We start from the raw sequence: 22,472 nt of genomic DNA on the forward strand, positions 1-22,472 counted from the left end.
CCTTGAGAAAATGTGTTGAGGCGACTGGCGCCTTCGCGAGCAAGCCCGCTCCCACACTGGATCTTCGGCGTTCACAAAACCCCTGTGGGAGCGAGCCTGCTCGCGAAGAACGATAACGCGGTGTTAATCCACACTACGAGGCAACTGCAACGTCACCCGCAACCCCCCTTCGCGAAGGTTCTGCAGGCTCACCTCGCCACCATGGCTGTGGGCAATGTTGCGGGCGATGCCCAGGCCCAGGCCATAACCCTGCTGTTGCCCGGCGAGACGGAAATGCGGCTCGAAGACTTGCTCCAGGCGCTGTTCCGGCACACCCGGCCCTTCGTCGTCGACGTGCAGGATAAACGCGGTTTCATCGTCATCGATGTGCAGGTGGGCGTTCTGCCCGTATTTCAAGGCATTGTCGATCAGGTTGCCGATGCAGCGCTTGAGGGCCAGCGGCTTGCCGGGATACGGCGCCAGCGCCCGGCCATCCTGGGTCACCCGGCCGTTGCCGTTGGGCGCCAGGTAAGGCTCGACCAGGCAATCGAGCACATGGTTGAGGTCCACCGGCTCGATGTTCTCGTGGATGTCGGTGTCCTTGACGCATTGCAGCGCGCCTTTGACCAGCAGCTCCAGCTCATCCAGGTCCCGGCCGAACTTGGCTTGCAGGTTTTCGTCCTCCAGCAGCTCGACCCGCAGGCGCAATCGGGTGATCGGTGTGCGCAAGTCGTGGGAAATCGCGCTGAACAACTGGCTGCGCTCCGTCAGGTAGCGACTGATACGTTCGCGCATGGCATTGAACGCCCGCCCCACTTCCACCACCTCGCTGCCGCCGCCCTCGGCCACCGGCTCCACTTCGGCGCCCAGGGACATGTCCCGCGCGGCCCGCGCCAATCGTTTGAGGGGCCGGCTCTGCCAGTGCACCAGCAAACCGATGAACAGCAACAACAGGCTGCTGGTGAGCAGAATGAAACCGACCTGTTGCTTGGGCAGGTCTTGCTCTTCGAGGCTGGTGTAGGGTTCGGGCAGCAGCGAGGCGATGTACAGCCATTCCCCCGGCGCCATCTGGATCTGCGTGACCAGCACCGGTGGATTTACCGGCTCCAGCGTCAGGGCATAGTGGGCCCACGAACGAGGCAGTTCATCGAGCTTGAGCCCGGCATTGAAAATCCGCAGGTCGTCGGGGCTGACAAACGTCACCGAGATGTCGGCGTTATGGCCCAAGGAACGGCGCAGCACTTCATCCACGGCCGTGAGCACCGCCTGCTTGCGCGGCGTCACCGGCAGCACGTCCATGCCCAGGGGTTTGTCGTTGAGGGTGACGACGAACCGCGTGCCGCCCATGCTGCGCAACTGGTCCAGCACCAACGGCCGGTACGCCACGGGCAGCGAGCGCAAATAACTGACGCTGGCCGTCATCGAATGGGCCAGGCTGCGGGCGCTGGTGACCAGGCCTTCGAGTTGGGTGGCGCGCAATTGCGAAACCCAGATCAGGCTGGACAGGGTTTGGGCGAACAGCACCACCAGCAAAGTCAGCAACAACATCCGGCCCAGCAACGAGCGCGGCACCGGTACCCGCCGGGCGATTTTTTTGATCCAGTCAATGACCATTGCTGGCAACCACACTGGCCGCCAGTTGGTATCCGCTGCCCCGCACCGTGCGAATCAGCCGCGGTGGCTTGTCGGTGTCACGCAAACGCTGGCGCAGGCGGCTGACCGCCATGTCGACGATCCGGTCCAGGGGCATCAGCTCACGGCCACGGGTCGCGTTGCCGATGGTGTCGCGGTCGAGGATTTCCTGGGGATGGTCGAGAAACAACTTGAGCAAAGCGAAGTCGGCACCGGAGAGAATCACTTCTTCACCGTCGGTATGGAACAGCCGATGGCTGACCATGTCCAGCCGCCATTCATCGAAGGCCAGCACTTCGCCGCCGGCGCGTTCCTGGCCGAATTGCGCCCGGCGCAGCAGCGCCTTGATGCGCGCTTGCAACTCACGCGGGCTGAAGGGTTTGCCCAGGTAATCATCGGCGCCCAGCTCAAGGCCGATGACCCGGTCGGCCTCGTCGGAACTGGCGGTGAGCATGATGATCGGCACATGGGCCTGGCGTGGATGCTGGCGAACCCAGCGGCAAAGGCTGAAGCCGTCTTCATCGGGCAACATCACATCGAGAATCACCAGGTCGCTCGGGGCATCGTTCAGCGCCTGGCGAAACCCGGCGCCGTCAGGCGTGGTGCGCACGTGGAAACCCGCACGGCTGAGGTAGGTGTCCAGCAGCTCGCGAATCTCTTGGTCGTCGTCGACCAACAAAATCGATTTGTTCACTGAACTCACGGGCCTCGTCCTTGTTGTTTGGATGGGGGCGATTATGCCTGATGGATGAGGACTACAAACACAGCTAAACCACTGTGGGAGCGGGCTTGCTCGCGAAGGCGGTGTGTCATTCAACTTTTTTGTTGTCTGACACACCGCCTTCGCGAGCAAGCCCGCTCCCACAAGAGGCCACATTTCAACTTTAAGCTGCGGCGGATTGCTCCAACGCCACGCCCGCGCCCATCAGGCCGGAGTATGGCGCGGTCACCAGCCAGACCGGAATGCCCTTGAAATAATCGCTCATGCAACCCTTGTCGGCGAAGCACTTGGCGAAACCGCTTTCGAGGAAGAAATCAGCAAAGCGCGGGACCACGCCACCGACGATGTAGACGCCGCCGCGTCCGCCCAGCGTCAACACATTGTTGCCCGCCACGCGCCCCAGCCAGCGACAGAACTGCTCGAGCACTTCCAAGGCGATAGGGTCGCCAGCCAGGCCGGCCGCGGTGATGGATTCGGGGGTATCGAGCACCGGCACATGGCCATCCACGGCGCAAATGGCCCGGTACACCCGAGGCAACCCGCTGCCGCTCAAGGCGGTTTCGGCGCTGACGTGGCCGATCTCGTTGTAGATGTGCTGCCACAACTGGGTTTCCCGCGGGCTGCTCATGGGCAGGTCGACATGGCCGCCCTCCCCCGGCAACGCGGCGAACCGGCCCTCACCCAGATCCAACAGCGTACCGACGCCCAGCCCGGTGCCTGGCCCGATCACCACCGCCGGACGCATCGGCTCCGGGGTGCCTTCGCACACGACCCGGTATTCATCGGGACGCAAGCGGGTCATGCCCAGGGCCATGGCCGAGAAGTCGTTGACCAGCAACAGCTTCTCCACCTGCAACCTTTCGCAGAACGCCAGGTTGCTCAGGCGCCAGTGATTGTTGGTAAAACGAAACTCATCGCCGCTCACCGGACCGGCCACCGACAGGCACACCGAACCGATGGCGCCCGGCTTCAGGCCCATGCCACTCAAGTAAACCTCGATGGCATCTTCCGGGCAGGCGTAATCCGCCGTGGCCAGCACCTGGATATTTTCCAGGTTGTGGTTTTTCCACAGCGCGAAGCGTGCGTTGGTCCCACCGATGTCACCGACCAAAGCCAGTTTCAATTAAGCGTCTCCAGGGCAGAAGTGAAGGCGCTGGCGCCCTGCTCCGCCGAGCTGAAGGCCATGCGCATGAAACCGAACAGCTCGCGACCAGTGCCGATGTTGTTGCCCAACAGGCCCTTGGCCGGCTCGCGCGCGGCAAATTCTTCGGCGTCCACCTTCAGTTCCAAGGTGCCTTTGACGCCATCGACACGGATGATATCGCCCTCCTGCACCCGGGCCAACGCACCACCGACATAAGCTTCGGGGCTGACATGGATGGCCGCCGGAATTTTCCCCGATGCGCCGGACATGCGCCCGTCGGTCACCAGCGCCACTTTGAAGCCGCGGTCCTGCAGCACACCGAGGAACGGCGTCATCTTGTGCAGCTCGGGCATGCCGTTGGAGCGCGGGCCCTGGAAGCGCATTACCGCGACAAAATCTTTCTCCAGCAGGCCGGCCTTGAAGGCGTCCGCCAGGTCCTGCTGATCCTGGAAGACCATGGCCGGGGCCTCGACAACCTGGTTTTCCAGGGCCACGGCCGACACCTTCATCACGCCACGGCCGAGGTTGCCTTCCATCACCCGCAACCCGCCTTCTGGCGAGAAGGCGCGGGCCACCGGGCGCAGGATGTTTTCGTCGAGGCTTTCGATCGGACCGTCGCGCCATACCAGCTCGCCGTCCTCGAGGAATGGCTCCTGGGTGTAGCGGCTCAGGCCGTGACCGAGCACGGTGTTGACGTTTTCGTGGAGCAAACCGGCTTCCAGCAATTCACGGATCAGGAACGACATGCCGCCCGCCGCCTGGAAGTGGTTGATGTCGGCCTTGCCGTTCGGGTAGACGTGGCTCAGGGTCGGCACCACCTCGGAGAGGTCGGCCATGTCCTGCCAGGTCAGCTGGATACCCGCCGCCATGGCAATGGCCGGCATGTGCAGGGTGTGGTTGGTGGAGCCGCCGGTGGCGTGCAGCGCGACGATGGAGTTGACCAGCGAGCGCTCGTCGACGATTTCGCCAATGGGCATGAAGTTGCCGCTCTGCTTGGTCAGGCGCGTCACCTGGAACGCCGCTTCACGGGTCAGGGCATCGCGCAGCGGCGTGTTCGGGTTGACGAACGAGGCGCCCGGCAAGTGCAGGCCCATCACTTCCATCAACAACTGGTTGGTGTTGGCGGTGCCGTAGAAGGTGCAGGTGCCGGGGCTGTGGTAGGACTTCATCTCCGATTCCAGCAGCTCTTCGCGGGTGGCCTTGCCTTCGGCGTAACGCTGGCGCACGTCGGCTTTTTCCTTGTTGGAAATGCCCGAGACCATCGGCCCGCCGGGCACGAAGATCGTCGGCAAGTGACCGAAGCGCAGCGCGCCCATCATCAGGCCCGGAACGATCTTGTCACAGATGCCGAGCATCAGTGCGCCGTCGAACATGTTGTGGGACAACGCCACCGCCGTGGACAGCGCGATCACTTCGCGGCTCGGCAGGCTCAGTTCCATCCCCGCCTCACCCTGGGTCACGCCGTCGCACATTGCCGGCGTGCCACCGGCGAACTGGCCGACCGAGCCGATCTCGCGCAGGGCTTTCTTGATCTGTTCCGGGAAGGTTTCGTAAGGCTGGTGGGCCGAGAGCATGTCGTTATAGGACGACACGATGGCGATGTTGGCGGCGTTCATCATCCGCAGATGGTGCTTGTCTTCGGTGCCGCAACCGGCCACGCCATGAGCGAAGTTGGCGCATTGCAGCTTGCCGCGCATCGGACCGTCGCTGGCCGCACCACGGATCAATGCAAGGTAAGCCTCACGCGTGGCGCGGCTGCGGGCGATAAGCCGTTCGGTGACCTCAAGAACGCGGGGATGCATGTGTAGAACTCCAGGCTAACGGATGTGGCGACCTGATTGTCTATGCTGGTCAAAAGCCCGCTGCACGCTGTGTGGAAGGCGAGGCGACAGACGGTTTTTGACCATTCGGACCAGTTGATTCAGGTCACTCGTTGTAGATAAAACAAAATATTGCCACTAAAAAGGCTTGTTTTCTATTTTTATGCGAATAATCTTGTAATTCCAACAACAAATCGATGGCGGCGCAGTTAATGACTCTTCGAATCGCAATCAATGGTTTTGGCCGCATCGGCCGCAACGTCCTCCGTGCACTGTATACCCAAGGCTATCGTCGCGACCTGCAGATCGTCGCCATCAACGACCTGGGCGACAGTGCGATCAATGCTCATCTGCTCAAGTACGACACCGTCCATGGCACCTTCGATGCCGACGTCCAGCACGACCACGAAAGCCTGACAGTCAATGGCGACCGCATCTCGGTCAGCGCCATCCGCAACCCGGCCGAACTGCCCTGGGCCGCCGAGAAAATCGACGTTGTGTTTGAATGCACCGGTCTGTTTACCGACCGTGCCAAGGCCGCTGCGCACATCAGCGCCGGCGCCCGCAAGGTGATCATCTCGGCCCCGGCCAAGGGCGCCGATGCCACCGTCGTGTATGGCGTGAACCACGATATCCTGCGCCAGTCCCACCAGATCATCTCCAACGCGTCGTGCACCACCAACTGCCTGGCCCCGGTGGCCCAGGTGCTGCACCGCGAGCTGGGCATCGAAAGCGGCCTGATGACCACTATCCATGCCTACACCAACGACCAGAACCTGACCGACGTCTACCACAGCGACCCGTACCGTGCCCGTTCGGCCACCCAGAACATGATCCCGAGCAAGACCGGCGCCGCCGAAGCGGTGGGCCTGGTGCTGCCGGACCTGGCCGGCAAGCTGACCGGCATGGCCGTGCGCGTACCGGTGATCAACGTCTCCCTGGTCGACCTCACCGTGCAGCTCAAGCGCGAAGCCTCGGCCGAAGAAGTCAACGAACTGCTGCGCCATGCCAGCCAGCATTCGAAGATCCTCGGCTACAACACCCTGCCGCTGGTCTCCAGCGATTTCAACCACAACCCGCTGTCGTCGATCTTCGACGCCAACCACACCAAGGCCAGCGGCAAGCTGCTCAAGGTACTGGCCTGGTATGACAACGAATGGGGCTTCTCCAACCGTATGCTGGATAACTGCCTGGCGTTGTGTAACGCCGAGTAACTGACTGCTGGCCAATGTGGAGCGAGCCTGTAAGAGCAAACCTTGGGAGCAGGCCAGTGGGAGCAAAGCTTGCTCGCGATGACACCGTCACATGCAGCAACTGTGCAGGCTTTGAGAACGCTATCGCGAGCAAGCTTTGCTCCCACAGGTTTGCCCCAAGGTTTGCTCCTCACATGGGCTCGGCGTGATGAAATGAAGGCTTGACCTGTCGAGCAGATGATAAGCATTATCATCTACTCGAACCGGATCGGACCCTACCGTGAGCCAATCGCGCTTTCATCACGTCTTCCTCGCCCAGCGCACGCCGCTGCTGCGAACCCTCGAGCGCATGGTCCGCAACCCCAGTACCGCCGAAGACCTGCTTCAGGAAACCTACCTGCGCGTCACCCGCGCTTTGAGTGAACGCACGGTCGAACACCTCGAGCCCTTTGTTTTCCAGACCGCCCGCAACCTGGCGCTGGATCACCTGCGTGCCCGGCGCATCCAATCCAGGACCTTGCTGGATGACGTACCGTTGGAGGTCGTCCACAACGTCGCCGCCCCCCAGAGCAGTGCCGAAGACGCCGCCCATGCCCAGCAACTGCTCGAGCGCCTGGACGTGAGCCTGCAAGCCCTGAGCCCGCGACAGCAGCAGATCTTCATCCTCAGCCGCCTGCATGGCCACAGTTACCAGCAAATCGCCGAACGGCTGGGCGTGTCCCTGAGCACGGTGCAAAAGGAACTGAAACTGATCATGGCGATCTGTGTGGGACAATTGCAGCGATAAGTTTCAAGCTGCAAGCTGCAAGTTGAGGTTGTGCTTGCGGCTTGAAGCTTGAAGCTTGAAGCTTGAAACTCGCCACTGAACTCCGAGACCCCACCGTGACGGACAACTCCCCTTCTCCTGAGCCGACGCCGGAAACCGCCCATGCCATGGAGCAGGCGCTGGACTGGCTGATCCTGCTGGACAGCCCCAGCGCGGAACAGACGCGGCAGTTCCAGGCCTGGCTGGCGGCCGATCCACGTCACGGCGAGGCGTTTGCCCGGGCCCAGGCGATCTGGAACGGCCCGCAGGTGCTGGAAAGTGCCCGCCGGCTGGAAACCGCGCCCAAGGTCACCGCCCTGTCGCGCCTGCGTGACCACTGGAAACCCCTGGCCACCGCCGCTGTTCTGTTTCTCGGCCTGTTCAACTTCAGCGACCTGCCCCTGCATTTCCAGGCCGATCACCTGACCGTGGTCGGTGAGCGCCAGCGCCTGCAATTGGAGGACGGGTCAAAGGTCCTGCTCAACACCGATTCGGCCTTCTCCAGCACGTTCAACGAACAACGGCACGTGGCGCGCCTGTACAAAGGCGAGGCCTTCTTCGAAGTCCCAGGCAACCGCACCCTGCCGCTGGAAATCGATGCCGGCCCGGTCACTGCCAGCGTCAGCGACACCACCTTCGCCGTGCGTTACCTCGACGGTGTGGCCCAGGTCCAGGTGCAGCGCGGCGATGTGGACCTGCGGGCCACCCGCAACGACACCCATGTGCGGTTGTCCGCCGGGGAAAGCATCCGCATCGGCCCCAACGGCTTCGACCGCCCGGCCCGGCTCAATGCCAGCACCGAGCTGGCCTGGGTCCAGGGTCGGCTGGTGTTCGAGAACCGTCCGCTGAGCCAGGTACTGGCCGAGCTGCGCCGCTACTACCCCGGCTGGATCATCAACAGCAACGAACAGTTGGCCAACGTCGCGGTGACCGGCAATTACCGCCTCGATCAGCCGCTGGACGTGGTCCGTTCCCTGGCCCACATCACCTCGGCGCGGCTCCAGGAATTCCCGGCGCTGGTGATCTTGAACTAAATGAGAATTATTTTTACTCGATAGGCTCCGCTGGTTCGTCTCGTTATAGCCAATGCAATTGATTCGCATCCAGAAACGCGAATCTGCACCTATAACAGATGCGACACGGAGCGCTATCGATGTCCTCTCGCCTTACTTGCCGGTTTCTTGCCCCTTCTTGCACGCTGTCACTGCTCACCGCCGCCATCCTGATGGCCGGCACCGCGCCGCTCGCCCTGGCCGCCAGCACCGTGCAGCCCCCTGCACGCAACATGGGCGACTACACCTTTGCCATCGCCCGGCAACCCCTGGTCTCGGCCCTGAATGCATTCACCGCGGTCACCGGCTGGCAGGTCGGCCTGCCGGCGGAACTGGCCGAAGGCGTCGCCTCGCCGGGGGTGAACGGCTCGCTACCGCCGGAAAAAGCCCTGGAACGCCTGTTGGTGGGGACCAACCTGAGCTATCGCAAGCTGGGCGACAACAGCATCGTCCTGGAAAAACGCAGCCGCGGCAGCGCGCTGGAACTGCAACAGGTGACCATCAGCGCCACCCGCCAGGAACAGGACATCACCAGCGTACCGAGTACGGTCACTGTCCATGACCGCGACGCACTGGACCGCAACAACGTCAATACCCTCAAGGACCTGGTGCGCTATGAACCGGGCGTATCGGTGGGCGGTGCGGGCCAGCGCGGCGGCATCAGCGGCTACAACATCCGCGGCATCGACGGCAATCGGATCCTGACCCAGGTCGACGGCGTGGAAATACCCGGCGGGTTCTTCAACGGCCCCTACGCCAAGACCCAGCGCAACTACGTCGACCCGGAAATCATCAAGCGCGTGGAAATCCTGCGCGGTCCGGCCTCGGTGCTGTACGGCAGCAATGCCATTGGCGGTGCCGTCAGCTACTTCACTCTCGATCCGGACGACATCATCAAGCCAGGCCAGGACGTTGGCGCGCGCCTGAAGACCGGCTACAGCTCCGCCGACGAGAGCTGGCTCAAGTCCGCCACCGTCGCCGGTCGCAGCGGGCAGTTCGACGGCCTGTTGCACTACAGCCAACGCGACGGTCATGAAACCGAATCCTACGGCAGCCACAACGGCACCGGCCTGGACCGCACCGCGGCCAACCCGGAAGACGTGCGCGCCAACAACGTGCTGGCCAAGCTCGGCTGGAACTACAGCGACGACGCACGCCTTGGCCTGGTCTACGAGAAATACAAGGACGACCGCGACAGCGATCTGAAAAGCGCCTACGGCGGCCCCTACGCCAACGGCCAGCCGGCGATTCCCGACTTCGTACTGCCCGGCGGCATGTACCAGTGGCGCACCGGTAACGACACCATCACCCGCGAGCGTTTCGGCCTGGAGCACAGCTTCGCCCTCGACAGCCTGCTGGCCGATCACGTCAAGTGGAGCCTGAATCACCAGGTCGCCAAGACCGACCAGAGCACCGCCGAGTTCTATTTCCCGATCACCCGCCAGGTCCTGCGCACCCGGGAGACCCTCTATGAAGAAAAGCAGTGGGTCTTCGATGCCCAACTGGACAAGGCCTTCAGCATCGCCGACACCGACCACGCCTTGACCTACGGCACCACCCTCAAGCAACAGAAAGTCACCGGCTCGCGCAGTGGCAATGGCGTGTGCCTGGCGGTCGGCGTCGGTTGCCCGGCGGTGGGCGCCATCAGCACCCGGGACGTGCTGGCAAAAGCCAGTGACTTCCCCGACCCGACCATCAACACCTACAGCCTGTTCGCCCAGGACCAGATCAGTTGGGACAAATGGACCTTCACCCCCGGCCTGCGCTACGACTACACCCGGCTCAAACCGCACCTGACCGAGGAATTCCTCAGTACCGTGGACCCTACCGGCGGCGGTACAGTCAGCGGCAAGGACAAGACCTGGCATCGCGTCTCGCCCAAGTTCGGCGTGACGTACGCCCTGAGCGATGAGTACACCTGGTACGGCCAGTACGCCGAAGGCTTTCGTACCCCGACCGCCAAGGCTCTGTACGGTCGTTTCGAGAACACCGCCCCCGGCTATAGCGTAGAACCCAACCCCGACCTGGAGCCGGAAAAAAGCCAGGGCTACGAGACCGGCCTGCGTGGCCGTTTCGATTCCGGTTCGTTCGACGTGGCGGTGTTCTACAACAAGTACCGCGACTTCATCAACGAGGACGCCATCCTCCCCGGTGCCGACCAGTTGACCTTCCAGAGCAACAACATCAAGCACGCCACCATCAAGGGCGTCGAAGCCAAGGGGCGCCTGGACCTGGACGTGCTGGGCGCGCCAAAAGGCCTCTACACCCAGGGTTCGGTGGCCTACCTCTACGGTCGCAACAACGACACGGGCGAACCGCTCAACAGCATCAACCCGCTCACCGGCGTGTTCGGCCTGGGCTACGACCAGGAGCAGTTCGGCACCTTGCTCAGCTGGACCCTGGTCAAGAAAAAGGACCGCGTCGACGACAGCAACTTCAACTCCCCCGATGGCGTGAGCAGCCAATTCAAGACCCCAGGCTTCGGCATCCTCGACCTGACGGGTTACTACAAGGTGACCGGCGACGTGACCGTCAGCGGCGGCCTCTACAACCTCACCGACAAGAAATACTGGCTGTGGGATGACGTGCGCGGCTACGACAGCGTCGGCGAAGCGGCCGTGCTGAGCCCCGCCAACCTCGATCGCCTGACGGCGCCCGGGCGTAACTTCGCGGTGAACCTGATCTGGGATATCTGATTCGGCTGCCCTGGCAAAACAAATACCCGTGGCCAGGAGAGTCATGTGGGAGCAAGGCTTGCCCGCGATGGAGGCGATGCGGTCTCCCAGAAATCGAGGCGCCTGTTTCGCGAGCAAGCTTTGCTCCCACAATTCCCTCGCCACAATGTTCCAACTCGAAGGAATTTTTTCATGACCACACAACGTCCCCCTTCACGCTCCCAACGCCTGAACCAGATCACCCACGCGCCCCACGGCAAGCTCGACGCACTGGTCAAGGCCCACGCCCCGTTCGACACCCCGGCCAGCTTCGCCCGTTTCGTCGTCGCCCAGTATCTGTTCCAGTCGGAACTGGTGGCGCTGTACAACGATGCCGAACTGTCCGCCTTGATTCCCGACCTGCCGGCCCGCTGCCGTGCCGACGCAGCCAAGGCGGATCTCGCCGACCTGGACACCGAAGTCCCCGCGCCGGTGGCCGGTGCGGTGAACAATCCGACCCAGGCCGAAGCCCTGGGCTGGCTGTTCGTCTCCGAAGGCTCCAAGCTCGGTGCCGCCTTCCTGATCAAGCGCGCCGTGGGCCTGGGGTTGAGCGAAACCTTCGGCGCCCGGCATCTGGCAGAACCCGCCGGCGGGCGCGCCGAAGGCTGGAAATCCTTCACCCGCACCCTCGATGGCCTGGCCTTCACCGAACAGCAGGAAGCCGAGGCGGACCAAGGCGCGCTGGATGCGTTCAACCGATTTACGGTGCTGTTGGAACAGGCTTACGCGACCGAATTGGCCTGATTCGCACAAGGAATTTAGGGTGGATGCATATCTTGCAGTCCACCCAGAAACCAGTGTGGGAGCGGGCTTGCTCGCGAAGGCGGTGGGTCAGTTAACGATTATGTTGGCTGATATACCGCCTTCGCGAGCAAGCCCGCTCCCACAGGAAATGTGTATGACTGAAAAACGCTGATGAACCATCCGTCGAAACTCACCCAACTGCTCTTCGCCCTGCTCGCCTACACCAGCCTGGCCATCGGCCTGGTCGCCATCGTCGTGCCTGGCCTGCCGACCACCGAGTTCATCCTCCTGGCCGCCTGGGCCGCGACCCGCAGTTCGCCGCGCCTGAGCGCCTGGCTGGAGAACCATCGGCTGTTCGGGCCGATGCTGCACAACTGGCGCAACGGTAAGGTTATCCCGCGCCGGGCCAAGGTCGGTGCCACCGCCAGCATGCTGCTGTGTGCCGGGTTGATGCTGGTGATACTCGACCACGGCTGGCCGGTCTACCTGGCGCTCGCCGGCATGGGCCTTGGCAACCTGTGGATCTGGTCGCGCCCGGAACAGGCACAGGGCTCTTGTGGCGAGGGAGCTTGCTCCCGCTGGGCCGCAAAGCGGCCCCCAACGGATTTTTGATCTATGATCGCCCTCTCGTACTGGAGGGCTTTCGATGTCAGATCTGCTCATGTCCATGCAAGCCGCGCTCGGTTTGCCCACGACCCCGATCACCTTCAGCGGCGAAGGCGCCCTGTCCTCCGCGTTCGCCGTCACGGAATTGGCCAGCGCCAGCATCGCCGCAGCCGGCCAAGCCACCGCCGCGCTCATCCACCAGCAAACCGGCCGCCTGCCACCCGTCGAAGTCGACCGACGCCTGGCGTCGTTCTGGTTCGCCACCTCCCTACGCCCCATCGGCTGGGGTGTGCCGCCGATGTGGGACCCGGTGGCCGGCGACTACGCCTGCGCCGACGGCTGGATTCGCCTGCACACCAACGCGCCGCATCATCGCCTGGCGGCGGAAAAAGTCCTCGGCTCCTGCACCGACCGCGCCGACATGGCGACCAGGGTCGCCCGCTGGAACAAGGCCGCGCTGGAACAGGCCGTGGTCGACGCCGACGGTTGCGCCGCCGAGATGCGTTCGTGGCAGGCCTGGCAAACCCACCCCCAAGGCATGGCGGTGAATGCCGAGCCGCTGGTGCATCTGAATGAAACGATTGCAGAACAGCACAAACCCTGGCTTGGCTCCGTGACCCAGCCACTGGCAGGCCTCAAGGTCCTGGACCTGACCCGCGTGCTGGCCGGCCCCGTCGCCAGCCGCTTCCTCGCCGGCCTCGGGGCCGATGTGCTGCGCATCGACCCGCCGACCTGGAACGAGCCCGGCGTGGTCCCGGAAGTCACCCTGGGCAAACGCTGCGCCCGCCTCGACTTGCATCGAGCCGATGATCGCGCGGCGTTCGAGGCACTGCTCAAGGACACCGACATCCTCCTGCACGGTTACCGTGCCGACGCCCTGGAGCGCCTGGGCTACAGCGCCGAACAGTGCCGGAAACTGGCCCCGGGCCTGATCGACGTCAGCCTCAACGCCTACGGCTGGACCGGCCCGTGGCAGAACCGACGCGGCTTCGACAGCCTGGTGCAAATGAGCAGTGGCATTGCCGAAGCCGGCATGGCTTGGAAACACACCGACAAACCGACACCGCTGCCGGCGCAAGCACTGGATCACGGCACCGGCTATCTGCTGGCGGCCAGCGCCTTGGTGCTACTGTCCCGCCGTCTCGAAAGCGGCCACGGCGGCTCGGCACGCTTGTCGCTGGCGCGCACGGCGAAGCTGTTGATCGAGCGTGGCGCAGGGGACTCGGGCCCATTGCGAGCCGAGGCCGAAGATGATCAGGGCCTGGTGATCGAACAGACGCCATGGGGGCCAGCCCACCGCTTGCAGGTGCCCTTGAAAATCACCGGGACGCCGCTGCAATGGACCTTGCCGGCGGCTGAACTGGGGGCGCATCGGGCACGGTGGTGACGGCCCATGCCTGTGTGTCGACCACAGTTCATTGTGGCGAGGGGATTTATGTGGGAGCAAGGCTTGCCCGCGATGGTATCGCCTCGGCCTATCAGCTACACCGAGGTGTTTGCATCGCGGGCAAGCCTTGCTCCCACAGACCCCCTTCACTCTCCCAAAAAGGTGACCTTCGCCTCACAACGCCAAAAACCCACTGTACAACCCATACGCCGCCATGCTCGCCCCTGTCATCACGCAAGCAAAAATCCCCTTTTCCATATGGGTGAACAAGGGCTGTCCCTGTTCCCGCTTGGCCTGGGCAAACAGGATCACCCCCGGCGCATACAACAACGCCGACAGCAGCAGATACTTCACCCCGCCGGCGTACAACAGCCACACCGCGTAGCACAACGCAACGCCACCGATGCACAGGTCTTTCATGCGCTGGGCCGAGGCCCGTTCGTAGGTTTCCCCTCGGGCGCACAGCAGCACCGCATAAGCCGCCGACCACAGGTATGGCACGAGGATCATCGATGAAGCGAGGTAGATCAGGCTGGTGTAGGTGCCGGCGGAAAACAAGGTGATCAGCAAAAACAGCTGGATCATGCCATTGGTCAACCACAGCGCGTTGACCGGCGCATGGTTGGCATTTTCCTTGGTCAGGAATGCGGGCATGGTCTTGTCCCGGGCGGTGGCGTAGAGGATTTCGGCGCACAACAACGCCCAAGACAGCAGCGCCCCCAATAAGGACACCGCCAGGCCCAGGCTGATCAACAACGCGCCCCAAGGCCCGACAATGTGCTCCAGCACGCCAGCCAGGGACGGGTTCTGCAATTGCGCCAATTCCGGCTGGCTCATCACCCCCAGGGACAACACATTCACCAGCACCAGCAACGCCAGTACGCCAAGGAAACCGATCACCGTCGCCCGCCCTACGTCAGCACGTCTCTGGGCTCGCGCCGAATACACGCTGGCACCTTCGATACCGATGAACACAAACACCGTGACCAGCATCATGTGCCGCACCTGGTCCATCACGCTGCCCAGGTCCGGGCTCATCGTGCCCCAGATATCGCGGGTGAAAATCTCGGCCTTGAAGGCCACGGCAGCCAGGACGATGAACATCAACAGCGGCACGACCTTGGCCACGGTGGTCACCAGGTTGATGAACGCCGCCTCCTTGATGCCCCGCAACACCAGGAAATGCACGGCCCATAACAGCAACGATGCGCAGCCGATGGCCACCGGCGTGTTGCCCTGGCCAAACACCGGGAAGAAATAGCCCAAGGTGCTGAACAGCAGCACGAAGTAACCGACATTGCCCATCCAGGCGCTGATCCAATAACCCCAGGCGGATGAGAACCCCATGTAGTCACCGAAGCCGGCCTTGGCGTAGGCATACACGCCCGAGTCCAATGCCGGTTTGCGATTGGCCAGGGTCTGGAACACGAAGGCCAGGGTCAGCATGCCGACGGCGGTGATGGCCCAGCCGATCAACACCGCCCCGACATCGGCCCGAGCCGCGACGTTTTGCGGCAGGGAAAAGATCCCACCACCGATCATCGACCCCACCACCAGTGCGACCAATGCGCCCAGCGGCAACTTTTCAATCGGTGGCGACATTTTCCCTCGCTATTTAATAATTAAATAAAAGCCCAATAGCCTTTTTGAATAACGCGCGCGTTGCAAAGTCCGTTGTCTTATTTATCAGCCACTGACCCTGAATATCATTGCCAGGACAGCCATCTACAAAATAGTTGCAACTCGGTGAAAATCAACTAGCGTGAATATCCCACGGAAAAGCAATCACCCAGCGCCCCTATTGAAGGCTCTGGAATGGGCATTTCGAGCTTTTATACACACCAATGGACGCTTTAAACTCTTCATTAACAATGGAATGTTGTCATGCACTGATCCAGATCAGCTATTCAACTTTCAAATCGACTTAGTCTGTTGACTCTCTTCTCCTGCATTGGAGTCTCGCAAATGTCTGATACCCCCGGAAAACTTCGATTGGGTGCGTTGGTTGCATTGGTCGTCGGCTCAATGATCGGCGGGGGAATCTTTTCCCTGCCACAAAACATGGCGGCCAGTGCCGATGTCGGCGCGGTGCTGATCGGTTGGGCGATTACCGCCGTCGGCATGCTGACCCTGGCCTTCGTGTTCCAGACCCTGGCCAACCGCAAACCCGATCTGGATGGCGGGGTGTATGCCTACGCCAAGGCCGGGTTCGGCGACTACATGGGTTTTTCGTCGGCCTGGGGCTACTGGATCAGCGCCTGGCTGGGCAACGTCGGTTACTTCGTGCTGCTGTTCAGCACCTTGGGCTACTTTTTCCCGATTTTTGGTGAGGGCAATACCGTCGCGGCGGTAATCGGCGCCTCCGTGCTGCTGTGGGCGGTGCATTTCCTGGTGCTGCGTGGCATCAAGGAAGCCGCGTTCATCAACTTGGTGACCACCGTCGCCAAGATCGTGCCGCTGGTGCTGTTCGTGCTGATCGCGCTGTTCGCTTTCAAGCTCGAGATCTTCACCCGGGACATCTGGGGCACGATGAACCCGGACCTGGGCAGCGTGATGAACCAGGTGCGCAAGATGATGCTGGTCACCGTTTGGGTGTTCATCGGCATCGAGGGCGCGAGTATTTTTTCCGCCCGGGCCGAGAAACGCACCGACGTCGGCAAGGCCACCGTCATCGGCTTCATCACCGTGCTGCTGTTCCTGGTGCTGGTCAACGTGCTGTCCCTGGGCATCATGACCCAGCCGGAATTGGCGAAGTTGCAGAACCCGTCCATGGCCGCCGTGCTGGAGCATGTCGTCGGGCATTGGGGCGCGGTGCTGATCAGCGTCGGCCTGATCATCTCGCTGCTCGGCGCCCTGCTGTCCTGGGTGCTGCTGTGCGCCGAAATCATGTTCGCCGCCGCCAAAGACCACACCATGCCCGAGTTCCTGCGCCGGGAGAACGCCAACCACGTACCGGCCAACGCCCTGTGGCTGACCAATGCGATGGTCCAGGTATTTCTGGTCATCACCCTGTTCTCGGCCAGCACCTACCTGTCGCTGATCTACCTCGCCACCTCGATGATCCTGGTGCCGTACCTGTGGTCGGCGGCCTACGCAGTGTTGCTGGCGGTGCGCGGCGAGACCTACGAAGGCTTCGCGGCCGAGCGGCGCAAGGACCTGTTCATCGGTGCCGTCGCCCTGATTTATGCGGTGTGGCTGCTGTATGCCGGCGGCATCAAGTACCTGCTGCTCTCCGCCCTGCTCTATGCCCCCGGCGCGATCCTGTTCGCCAAGGCCAAGCGCGAGTTGGGCAAACCGATTTTCACCTCTGTCGAGAAGCTGATTTTCGCCGCAGTGGTCGCAGGCGCCCTGGTGGCGGCCTATGGACTCTACGACGGCTTCCTGACCTTGTAGTTGGCTGATTGTTTTAACGGGAGGATGTGTAATGACCACGGAAAAAGTGAAGTACGGCGTTCATTCCGAAGCCGGCAAACTGCGTAAAGTCATGGTCTGTTCCCCAGGCCTGGCCCACCAGCGGCTGACCCCGAACAACTGCGACGAGCTGCTGTTCGACGATGTGATCTGGGTCAACCAGGCCAAGCGCGACCATTTCGATTTCGTCACCAAGATGCGCGAGCGGGACATCAATGTGCTGGAAATGCACAACCTGCTGACCGACATCGTCGCCATTCCCGAAGCCCTGGACTGGATCCTCCAGCGCAAGATCACCGCCAACTCGGTGGGCCTGGGCCTGGTGAATGAAGTCGGATCGTGGCTGCGTAGCCTGGAGCCGCGCCATATCGCCGAATTCCTGATCGGCGGCGTCTCGGCCGACGACCTGCCGGACAGCTTCGGCGGCAAGACCATCCAGATGTTCCGCGATTTCCTCGGGCATTCCAGTTTCATCCTGCCGCCGCTGCCCAACACCCAGTTCACCCGCGACACCACCTGCTGGATCTACGGCGGCGTGACCTTGAACCCGATGTACTGGCCGGCGCGCCGCCAGGAAACCCTGCTGGCCAGCGCCATCTACAAATTCCATCCGGAGTTCACCCAAGCCGACTTCCAGGTCTGGTACGGCGACCCGGACCAGGATCACGGCAACGCCACCCTCGAAGGCGGCGATGTCATGCCCATCGGCAACGGCGTGGTGTTGATCGGCATGGGCGAGCGCTCGTCCCGCCAAGCCATCGGCCAGTTGGCACTGAACCTGTTCAAGCACAAAGCCGTGGAGCGGGTGATCGTCGCCGGCTTGCCGAAATCCCGCGCCGCCATGCACCTGGACACCGTGTTCAGCTTCTGCGACCGCGACCTGGTCACGATTTTCCCGGAAGTGGTGAGCCAGATCGTCGCCTTCTCCCTACGCCCTGACGAAAGCAAGCCCGGTGGCATCGATGTGCGCCGCGAGGACGGCAGCTTCCTCGACACCGTGGCCGCCGCCCTCAAGCTGCCCGCGTTGCGGGTAGTGGAAACCGGCGGCAACAGCTTCGCCGCCGAACGCGAGCAGTGGGACGACGGCAACAACGTGGTGGCGGTGGAACCGGGCGTGGTGATCGGCTACGACCGCAACACCTACACCAACACCCTGCTGCGCAAGGCCGGCGTGGAAGTCATCACCATCAGCGCCAGCGAACTCGGTCGCGGTCGTGGCGGTGGTCACTGCATGACCTGCCCGATCATCCGCGACCCGATCGATTACTGACCTTCGAGCCTGGGCCGGCACTGCTCTCCATCCCACGGCAGAGGTCGGCCCCGGGGATAACCGAAACCCAAGGAGATCCACATCATGGCGTTCAACATGCGCAACCGCAGCCTGCTGAGTCTGATGCACCACACCAATCGCGAGCTGCACTTTCTGCTGGACCTGTCCCGCGACCTCAAGCGTGCCAAGTACACCGGCACCGAACAGCCGCACCTCAAGGGCAAGAACATCGCGCTGATCTTCGAGAAGACCTCGACCCGCACCCGCTGCGCCTTCGAAGTCGCCGCCCACGACCAGGGCGCCCACGTCACCTACATCGATCCGGTGTCGTCGCAGATCGGCCACAAGGAAAGCATGAAAGACACCGCCCGGGTCCTGGGGCGGATGTTCGACGCCATCGAATACCGTGGCTTCGAACAGGAGATCGTCGAGGAGTTGGCCAAGTTCGCCGGGGTGCCGGTGTTCAACGGCCTGACCGCCGAATTCCACCCGACCCAAATGATCGCCGACACCCTGACCATGCGCGAACACAGCGACAAGCCGCTGCATGACATCAGCTACGCCTACCTGGGCGATGCCCGCTACAACATGGGCAATTCGCTGCTGATGATCGGCGCCAAGCTGGGCATGGACGTGCGCATCGGCGCACCAAAAGCCTTGTGGCCGCACCAGGATTTCATCGACCAGTGCCAGGCCTTCGCCGCCGAAAGTGGCGCGCGCCTGACCATCACCGAAGACCCGAAGGAAGCCGTCAAGGGCGTGGACTTCATCCACACTGACATCTGGGTGTCCATGGGCGAGCCGGTGGAAGCCTGGGATGAGCGCATCGAGCAGTTGCTGCCCTACCAGGTCAACACGCAGATGATGAAGGCCTCGGGCAACCCACGGGTGAAATTCATGCACTGCCTGCCGGCGTTCCATAACAGTGAAACCAAGGTCGGCAAGGACATCGCCGCCCGTTATCCGAACCTGGCCAATGGCGTGGAAGTGACCGAAGAAGTGTTCGAATCGCCGGCCAACATCGCCTTCGAGCAGGCGGAAAACCGCATGCACACCATCAAGGCGATCCTGGTGGCGGCGTTGGCGGATATCTAGAACCTCAAGCAGTTCAAGCTCTCTGGAGCAGAACTGTGGGGCCTGTGGGAGCAAGGCTTGCCCGCGATGGCATCGCCTCGGCCTATCAGTTACACCGAGGTGTTTGCATCGCGGGCAAGCCTTGCTCCCACAGGTCAGCTCCCACAAGGGGCACTGCATTGTTCGATCCATTTTTAAAGGACAGCACCATGCGTATCGTCGTTGCCCTGGGCGGTAACGCCCTCCTGCGTCGGGGTGAACCCATGACCGCAGACAACCAACGCATCAACATCCGCACCGCGACCGAACAGATCGCGAAAATCCACCCTGGCAATCAACTGGTCATCGCCCACGGCAACGGTCCTCAGGTCGGCCTGCTGTCGCTGCAGGCGGCGGCCTACACCTCGGTCACGCCGTATCCACTGGACGTGCTCGGCGCCGAAACCGAAGGCATGATCGGCTACATCATCGAACAGGAACTGGGCAATCTGCTGGACTTCGAAGTGCCCTTCGCCACGCTCCTGACCCAGGTTGAAGTGGACGCCAACGACCCGGCCTTCCAAACCCCCACCAAGCCCATCGGCCCGGTCTACAGCCAGGAAGAAGCACAGAAACTGGCCGCTGAAAAAGGCTGGGCCATCGCTCCGGACGGCGACAAGTTCCGTCGCGTGGTCGCAAGCCCACGGCCCAAGCGCATCTTCGAGATCCGCCCGATCAAATGGCTGCTGGAAAAAGGCAGCATCGTGATCTGCGCCGGCGGTGGCGGCATCCCGACGATGTACGACGCCGATGGCAAGCTACAAGGCGTGGAAGCCGTGATCGACAAAGACCTGTGCTCGGCGCTGCTGGCTGAACAACTGGAAAGCGATCTGCTGGTGATCGCCACCGACGTCAACGCCGCGTTCATCGACTTCGGCAAGCCGACCCAGAAAGCCATTGCCCAGGCCCACCCCGACGAAATGGAAAAGCTCGGCTTCGCCGCCGGTTCCATGGGCCCGAAGGTCCAGGCGGCCTGCGAATTCGCGCGCAACACCGGCAAGGTCGCGGTGATCGGGTCGCTGTCGGACATCGATGCTATCGTCCAGGGCACTGCCGGCACGCGCATCAGCACGGCGACACCGGGCATCGCTTATCGATAACAGGAAACTTGCAGGGCGGATCCAGGGTCTGCCCTACACCCATGCCTTCGAAGGAGAGTCGTTTTATGGCCATGTTCGAACCCGGTCACCTGCACATGGAGCGCCACGCGCTGAACAAGGATGATTTCAGCTACAACCTGTGCATCGACTACAAGGTCGACCAGGACGGCAAGGAAGGCACGGGCATGTCGTTCCGGATACATGGCACCGTCGAGGACAAGACCCTGGACGAGACCTTTTTCCTGGCCAAGGACCAGGCCTTCGACTTCGCCCGTCATGCCACGCGCATCGCCCAGAAGTACGGCCTGCCCAAGACCGCCAGCATCGGCTCGATGCACAAGTACTACGACGAAATGTTCGAAGACGTGCGCAAGCAACTGGACGTCAAGCCGGGCGACCCGATGAAGCCGGAGCACCTGGCGTAACCCGGTTAAAAGATCCCCTCAATCCCCTGTGGGAGCAGACCTGTGGGAGCAAGGCTTGCCCGCGATGGCATCGCCTCGGTCTATCAGTTACACCGAGGTGTTTGCATCGCGGGCAAGCCTTGCTCCCACAGGACTTGCTCCCACAAGCTCGCTCCACACAGGGGCTATCAGTGTTCTGAATATCAGGTTAAACACACTCACTGCCTTACTGGCAACCCGCCACGGCTGACCTATGCTGAAAGTAGTACCCCCGGGGTATTCGTTCAGAGGTCACCGCCATGAACATCAAAACAAGAAGACGCCTCGCCATTTTCGTCACCTGCACCGCTACGCTTGCGCTGTATGGCACTGCGGCCTACCGGGTCGAGCAGGCCAGGCAACTGCCACGTGAATACGCCAGCTGCAACTTCGAACGCTGCATCCCCCACAGCGCAACCCTGAACGCCCTGCGCTGAGGCGTGGTCAGTCGTCCTGTTGATCGGTCTTGAGCCGGTCCCGGAACGCCTTGGGCGAGATACCGACGCGGCGGCGGAACAGCCGGGTGAAGTTGGTCGGATCCGAAAACCCGAGCAGTTCGGAAATCTCGTAGATGGTCATGCCGGTGTAGGTCAGCAGGCGCTTGGCTTCCAGCAACTGGCGCTCATGCATGATCTGCAACGCCGGTTGCCCCGCCAGTTCGCGGCAGGTGCCGTTGAGGTGCGACACGGAAATGCCCAAGCGATGAGCCAGGTCTTCGACCTTGACGTGCTCGCGATAGGTTTCTTCCACCAACTGAATGAAGCCGTTGAGGTATTCCCGGGCCCGTTGCGGGCGCTGGCCCTGGGAGTGGCGCTGCATCACCTGGCGGCTGACCCAGACCATGATCACGCTGACCAGGGCATGCATGAGCATTTCCCGGGCCGGTTGATGGCCCATGTACTCATTCTGCAAGGCGCTGAACAGGCTGTTGAGGTACTCGGCATTCTCGAGGGCGGGGTAGCTTTCGGCCTGGGCCAACACATTGACCGAATGCCCCAGCTGCGCTTGCAGGTGCGTGACCAGCGGCGCCGCCAACGTCACCACGTAACCTTCCACATCCTCGGAAAAACGAAAGCCATGGACCGACAGCGGCGGCAGGATCTGCACCGCCGGCTCGGTGAGCTGGGTGCGTCGGCCTTCGATTTCCAGTTCCGCCTGGCCCTTGAAGACAAACAACAGCTGGCACAGGTCGGCATGCCGATGGGGTTTGATTTCCCAGTGATGCTCGCGACTGCGCTTGGAGATGGTCTCGCAATGCAACAGGTCCGGCGTCGGCCATTCCTGGCTCTCACCGTAGAGCTTGAACACCGGGATCGAAGGCAGGTCAGGTTTTTTCAT

At 62.3% G+C, this 22,472-nt stretch carries 19 protein-coding genes; 13 read left to right on the forward strand and 6 right to left on the reverse strand.

Going from position 1 to position 22,472, the window contains the following annotated elements; translation table 11 throughout:
• Nucleotides 1–123 precede the first annotated feature (123 nt).
• From J3361_RS19440 to edd, 4 genes are all read right to left on the reverse strand, one after another.
• Nucleotides 124–1,593, reverse strand: coding sequence for an ATP-binding protein (locus J3361_RS19440; RefSeq protein ID WP_207965941.1), 1,470 nt, complete (start codon nt 1,591–1,593; stop codon nt 124–126).
• Nucleotides 1,583–2,314 carry a response regulator transcription factor gene (locus tag J3361_RS19445; RefSeq protein WP_186709230.1) on the reverse strand — a complete coding sequence of 244 codons (732 nt, stop codon included), beginning with the start codon at nt 2,312–2,314 and terminating at the stop codon, nt 1,583–1,585. Before J3361_RS19445 ends, J3361_RS19440 begins: the two co-directional genes overlap by 11 nt.
• A gap of 181 nt (nt 2,315–2,495) precedes the next feature.
• Nucleotides 2,496–3,455: a glucokinase gene (locus J3361_RS19450; protein ID WP_207965942.1), complete on the reverse strand. Its 960-nt coding sequence runs from the start codon at nt 3,453–3,455 to the stop codon at nt 2,496–2,498.
• Nucleotides 3,452–5,278, reverse strand: coding sequence for a phosphogluconate dehydratase (edd, locus tag J3361_RS19455; RefSeq protein ID WP_181289326.1), 1,827 nt, complete (start codon nt 5,276–5,278; stop codon nt 3,452–3,454). Before edd ends, J3361_RS19450 begins: the two co-directional genes overlap by 4 nt.
• A gap of 230 nt (nt 5,279–5,508) precedes the next feature.
• Here edd and gap point away from each other — a divergent pair, with 230 nt between their 5' ends.
• The 7 genes from gap to J3361_RS19490 all read left to right on the forward strand — a co-directional run bounded on the left by gap (nt 5,509) and on the right by J3361_RS19490 (nt 13,797).
• Complete coding sequence (gene gap, locus J3361_RS19460; RefSeq protein ID WP_207965943.1) at nt 5,509–6,510, forward strand: type I glyceraldehyde-3-phosphate dehydrogenase; 1,002 nt, start codon at nt 5,509–5,511, stop codon at nt 6,508–6,510.
• 259 nt (nt 6,511–6,769) lie between these two features.
• On the forward strand, nt 6,770–7,276 hold the full coding sequence (locus tag J3361_RS19465; protein WP_207965944.1) for an RNA polymerase sigma factor: 507 nt from the start codon (nt 6,770–6,772) through the stop codon (nt 7,274–7,276).
• A gap of 146 nt (nt 7,277–7,422) precedes the next feature.
• Entirely contained in the window at nt 7,423–8,328 is a 906-nt protein-coding gene (locus J3361_RS19470; RefSeq protein ID WP_207965989.1) for a FecR domain-containing protein, read from the forward strand.
• A gap of 119 nt (nt 8,329–8,447) precedes the next feature.
• Nucleotides 8,448–11,042: a TonB-dependent receptor gene (locus tag J3361_RS19475; protein ID WP_207965945.1), complete on the forward strand. Its 2,595-nt coding sequence runs from the start codon at nt 8,448–8,450 to the stop codon at nt 11,040–11,042.
• Nucleotides 11,043–11,213: 171 nt separating this feature from the next.
• Entirely contained in the window at nt 11,214–11,804 is a 591-nt protein-coding gene (locus J3361_RS19480) for a biliverdin-producing heme oxygenase (RefSeq protein ID WP_207965946.1), read from the forward strand.
• Nucleotides 11,805–11,975: 171 nt separating this feature from the next.
• The gene (locus tag J3361_RS19485; RefSeq protein ID WP_207965947.1) at nt 11,976–12,416 is read left to right on the forward strand and encodes a YbaN family protein; all 441 of its coding nucleotides are present in this window, start codon (nt 11,976–11,978) and stop codon (nt 12,414–12,416) included.
• 34 nt (nt 12,417–12,450) lie between these two features.
• The gene (locus tag J3361_RS19490; protein WP_207965948.1) at nt 12,451–13,797 is read left to right on the forward strand and encodes a CoA transferase; all 1,347 of its coding nucleotides are present in this window, start codon (nt 12,451–12,453) and stop codon (nt 13,795–13,797) included.
• 174 nt (nt 13,798–13,971) lie between these two features.
• Here the strand turns inward: J3361_RS19490 and arcD (J3361_RS19495) are convergent, their stop codons facing one another.
• Nucleotides 13,972–15,399 (reverse strand): arginine-ornithine antiporter, encoded by a 1,428-nt coding sequence (gene arcD / locus J3361_RS19495; protein WP_207965949.1) that lies wholly within the window; start codon nt 15,397–15,399, stop codon nt 13,972–13,974.
• 363 nt (nt 15,400–15,762) lie between these two features.
• Here arcD (J3361_RS19495) and arcD (J3361_RS19500) point away from each other — a divergent pair, with 363 nt between their 5' ends.
• The 6 genes from arcD (J3361_RS19500) to J3361_RS19525 all read left to right on the forward strand — a co-directional run bounded on the left by arcD (J3361_RS19500) (nt 15,763) and on the right by J3361_RS19525 (nt 21,571).
• Nucleotides 15,763–17,190 (forward strand): arginine-ornithine antiporter, encoded by a 1,428-nt coding sequence (arcD, locus tag J3361_RS19500; RefSeq protein WP_207965950.1) that lies wholly within the window; start codon nt 15,763–15,765, stop codon nt 17,188–17,190.
• A gap of 31 nt (nt 17,191–17,221) precedes the next feature.
• A complete protein-coding gene (arcA, locus tag J3361_RS19505) occupies nt 17,222–18,478 on the forward strand; it encodes an arginine deiminase (RefSeq protein WP_207965951.1) in 1,257 nt (418 codons plus the stop codon).
• Nucleotides 18,479–18,562: 84 nt separating this feature from the next.
• Nucleotides 18,563–19,573 (forward strand): ornithine carbamoyltransferase, encoded by a 1,011-nt coding sequence (locus J3361_RS19510; protein WP_207965952.1) that lies wholly within the window; start codon nt 18,563–18,565, stop codon nt 19,571–19,573.
• 188 nt (nt 19,574–19,761) lie between these two features.
• Nucleotides 19,762–20,691, forward strand: coding sequence for a carbamate kinase (gene arcC, locus J3361_RS19515; protein ID WP_207965953.1), 930 nt, complete (start codon nt 19,762–19,764; stop codon nt 20,689–20,691).
• Between the two features lie 65 nt (nt 20,692–20,756).
• Nucleotides 20,757–21,116, forward strand: a complete 360-nt coding sequence (locus J3361_RS19520) for a DUF5064 family protein (RefSeq protein WP_207965954.1) — start codon at nt 20,757–20,759, stop codon at nt 21,114–21,116.
• A gap of 278 nt (nt 21,117–21,394) precedes the next feature.
• Complete coding sequence (locus tag J3361_RS19525; protein WP_165826046.1) at nt 21,395–21,571, forward strand: hypothetical protein; 177 nt, start codon at nt 21,395–21,397, stop codon at nt 21,569–21,571.
• Between the two features lie 7 nt (nt 21,572–21,578).
• Here J3361_RS19525 and J3361_RS19530 read toward each other — a convergent pair whose 3' ends face one another.
• Nucleotides 21,579–22,472 (reverse strand): helix-turn-helix domain-containing protein, encoded by an 894-nt coding sequence (locus tag J3361_RS19530; protein WP_207965955.1) that lies wholly within the window; start codon nt 22,470–22,472, stop codon nt 21,579–21,581.

The sequence above is a fragment of the Pseudomonas sp. OA65 genome (genome assembly GCF_017498305.1).
Lineage (GTDB): Bacteria > Pseudomonadota > Gammaproteobacteria > Pseudomonadales > Pseudomonadaceae > Aquipseudomonas > Aquipseudomonas zanjanensis.

What these genes read in the sequence shown, in the direction of transcription:
- gap (WP_207965943.1), top strand. Translation starts at nt 5,509, where the DNA reads ATGACTCTTCGAATCGCAATCAATGGTTTTGGCCGCATCGGCCGCAAC.
- arcD (WP_207965950.1), top strand. Translation starts at nt 15,763, where the DNA reads ATGTCTGATACCCCCGGAAAACTTCGATTGGGTGCGTTGGTTGCATTG.
- J3361_RS19490 (WP_207965948.1), top strand. Translation starts at nt 12,451, where the DNA reads ATGTCAGATCTGCTCATGTCCATGCAAGCCGCGCTCGGTTTGCCCACG.
- arcA (WP_207965951.1), top strand. Translation starts at nt 17,222, where the DNA reads ATGACCACGGAAAAAGTGAAGTACGGCGTTCATTCCGAAGCCGGCAAA.
- J3361_RS19440 (WP_207965941.1), bottom strand. Translation starts at nt 1,593, where the DNA reads ATGGTCATTGACTGGATCAAAAAAATCGCCCGGCGGGTACCGGTGCCG.
- edd (WP_181289326.1), bottom strand. Translation starts at nt 5,278, where the DNA reads ATGCATCCCCGCGTTCTTGAGGTCACCGAACGGCTTATCGCCCGCAGC.
- arcD (WP_207965949.1), bottom strand. Translation starts at nt 15,399, where the DNA reads ATGTCGCCACCGATTGAAAAGTTGCCGCTGGGCGCATTGGTCGCACTG.
- J3361_RS19480 (WP_207965946.1), top strand. Translation starts at nt 11,214, where the DNA reads ATGACCACACAACGTCCCCCTTCACGCTCCCAACGCCTGAACCAGATC.
- J3361_RS19485 (WP_207965947.1), top strand. Translation starts at nt 11,976, where the DNA reads ATGAACCATCCGTCGAAACTCACCCAACTGCTCTTCGCCCTGCTCGCC.
- J3361_RS19470 (WP_207965989.1), top strand. Translation starts at nt 7,423, where the DNA reads ATGGAGCAGGCGCTGGACTGGCTGATCCTGCTGGACAGCCCCAGCGCG.
- J3361_RS19475 (WP_207965945.1), top strand. Translation starts at nt 8,448, where the DNA reads ATGTCCTCTCGCCTTACTTGCCGGTTTCTTGCCCCTTCTTGCACGCTG.
- J3361_RS19525 (WP_165826046.1), top strand. Translation starts at nt 21,395, where the DNA reads ATGAACATCAAAACAAGAAGACGCCTCGCCATTTTCGTCACCTGCACC.
- J3361_RS19530 (WP_207965955.1), bottom strand. Translation starts at nt 22,472, where the DNA reads ATGAAAAAACCTGACCTGCCTTCGATCCCGGTGTTCAAGCTCTACGGT.
- J3361_RS19520 (WP_207965954.1), top strand. Translation starts at nt 20,757, where the DNA reads ATGGCCATGTTCGAACCCGGTCACCTGCACATGGAGCGCCACGCGCTG.
- arcC (WP_207965953.1), top strand. Translation starts at nt 19,762, where the DNA reads ATGCGTATCGTCGTTGCCCTGGGCGGTAACGCCCTCCTGCGTCGGGGT.
- J3361_RS19510 (WP_207965952.1), top strand. Translation starts at nt 18,563, where the DNA reads ATGGCGTTCAACATGCGCAACCGCAGCCTGCTGAGTCTGATGCACCAC.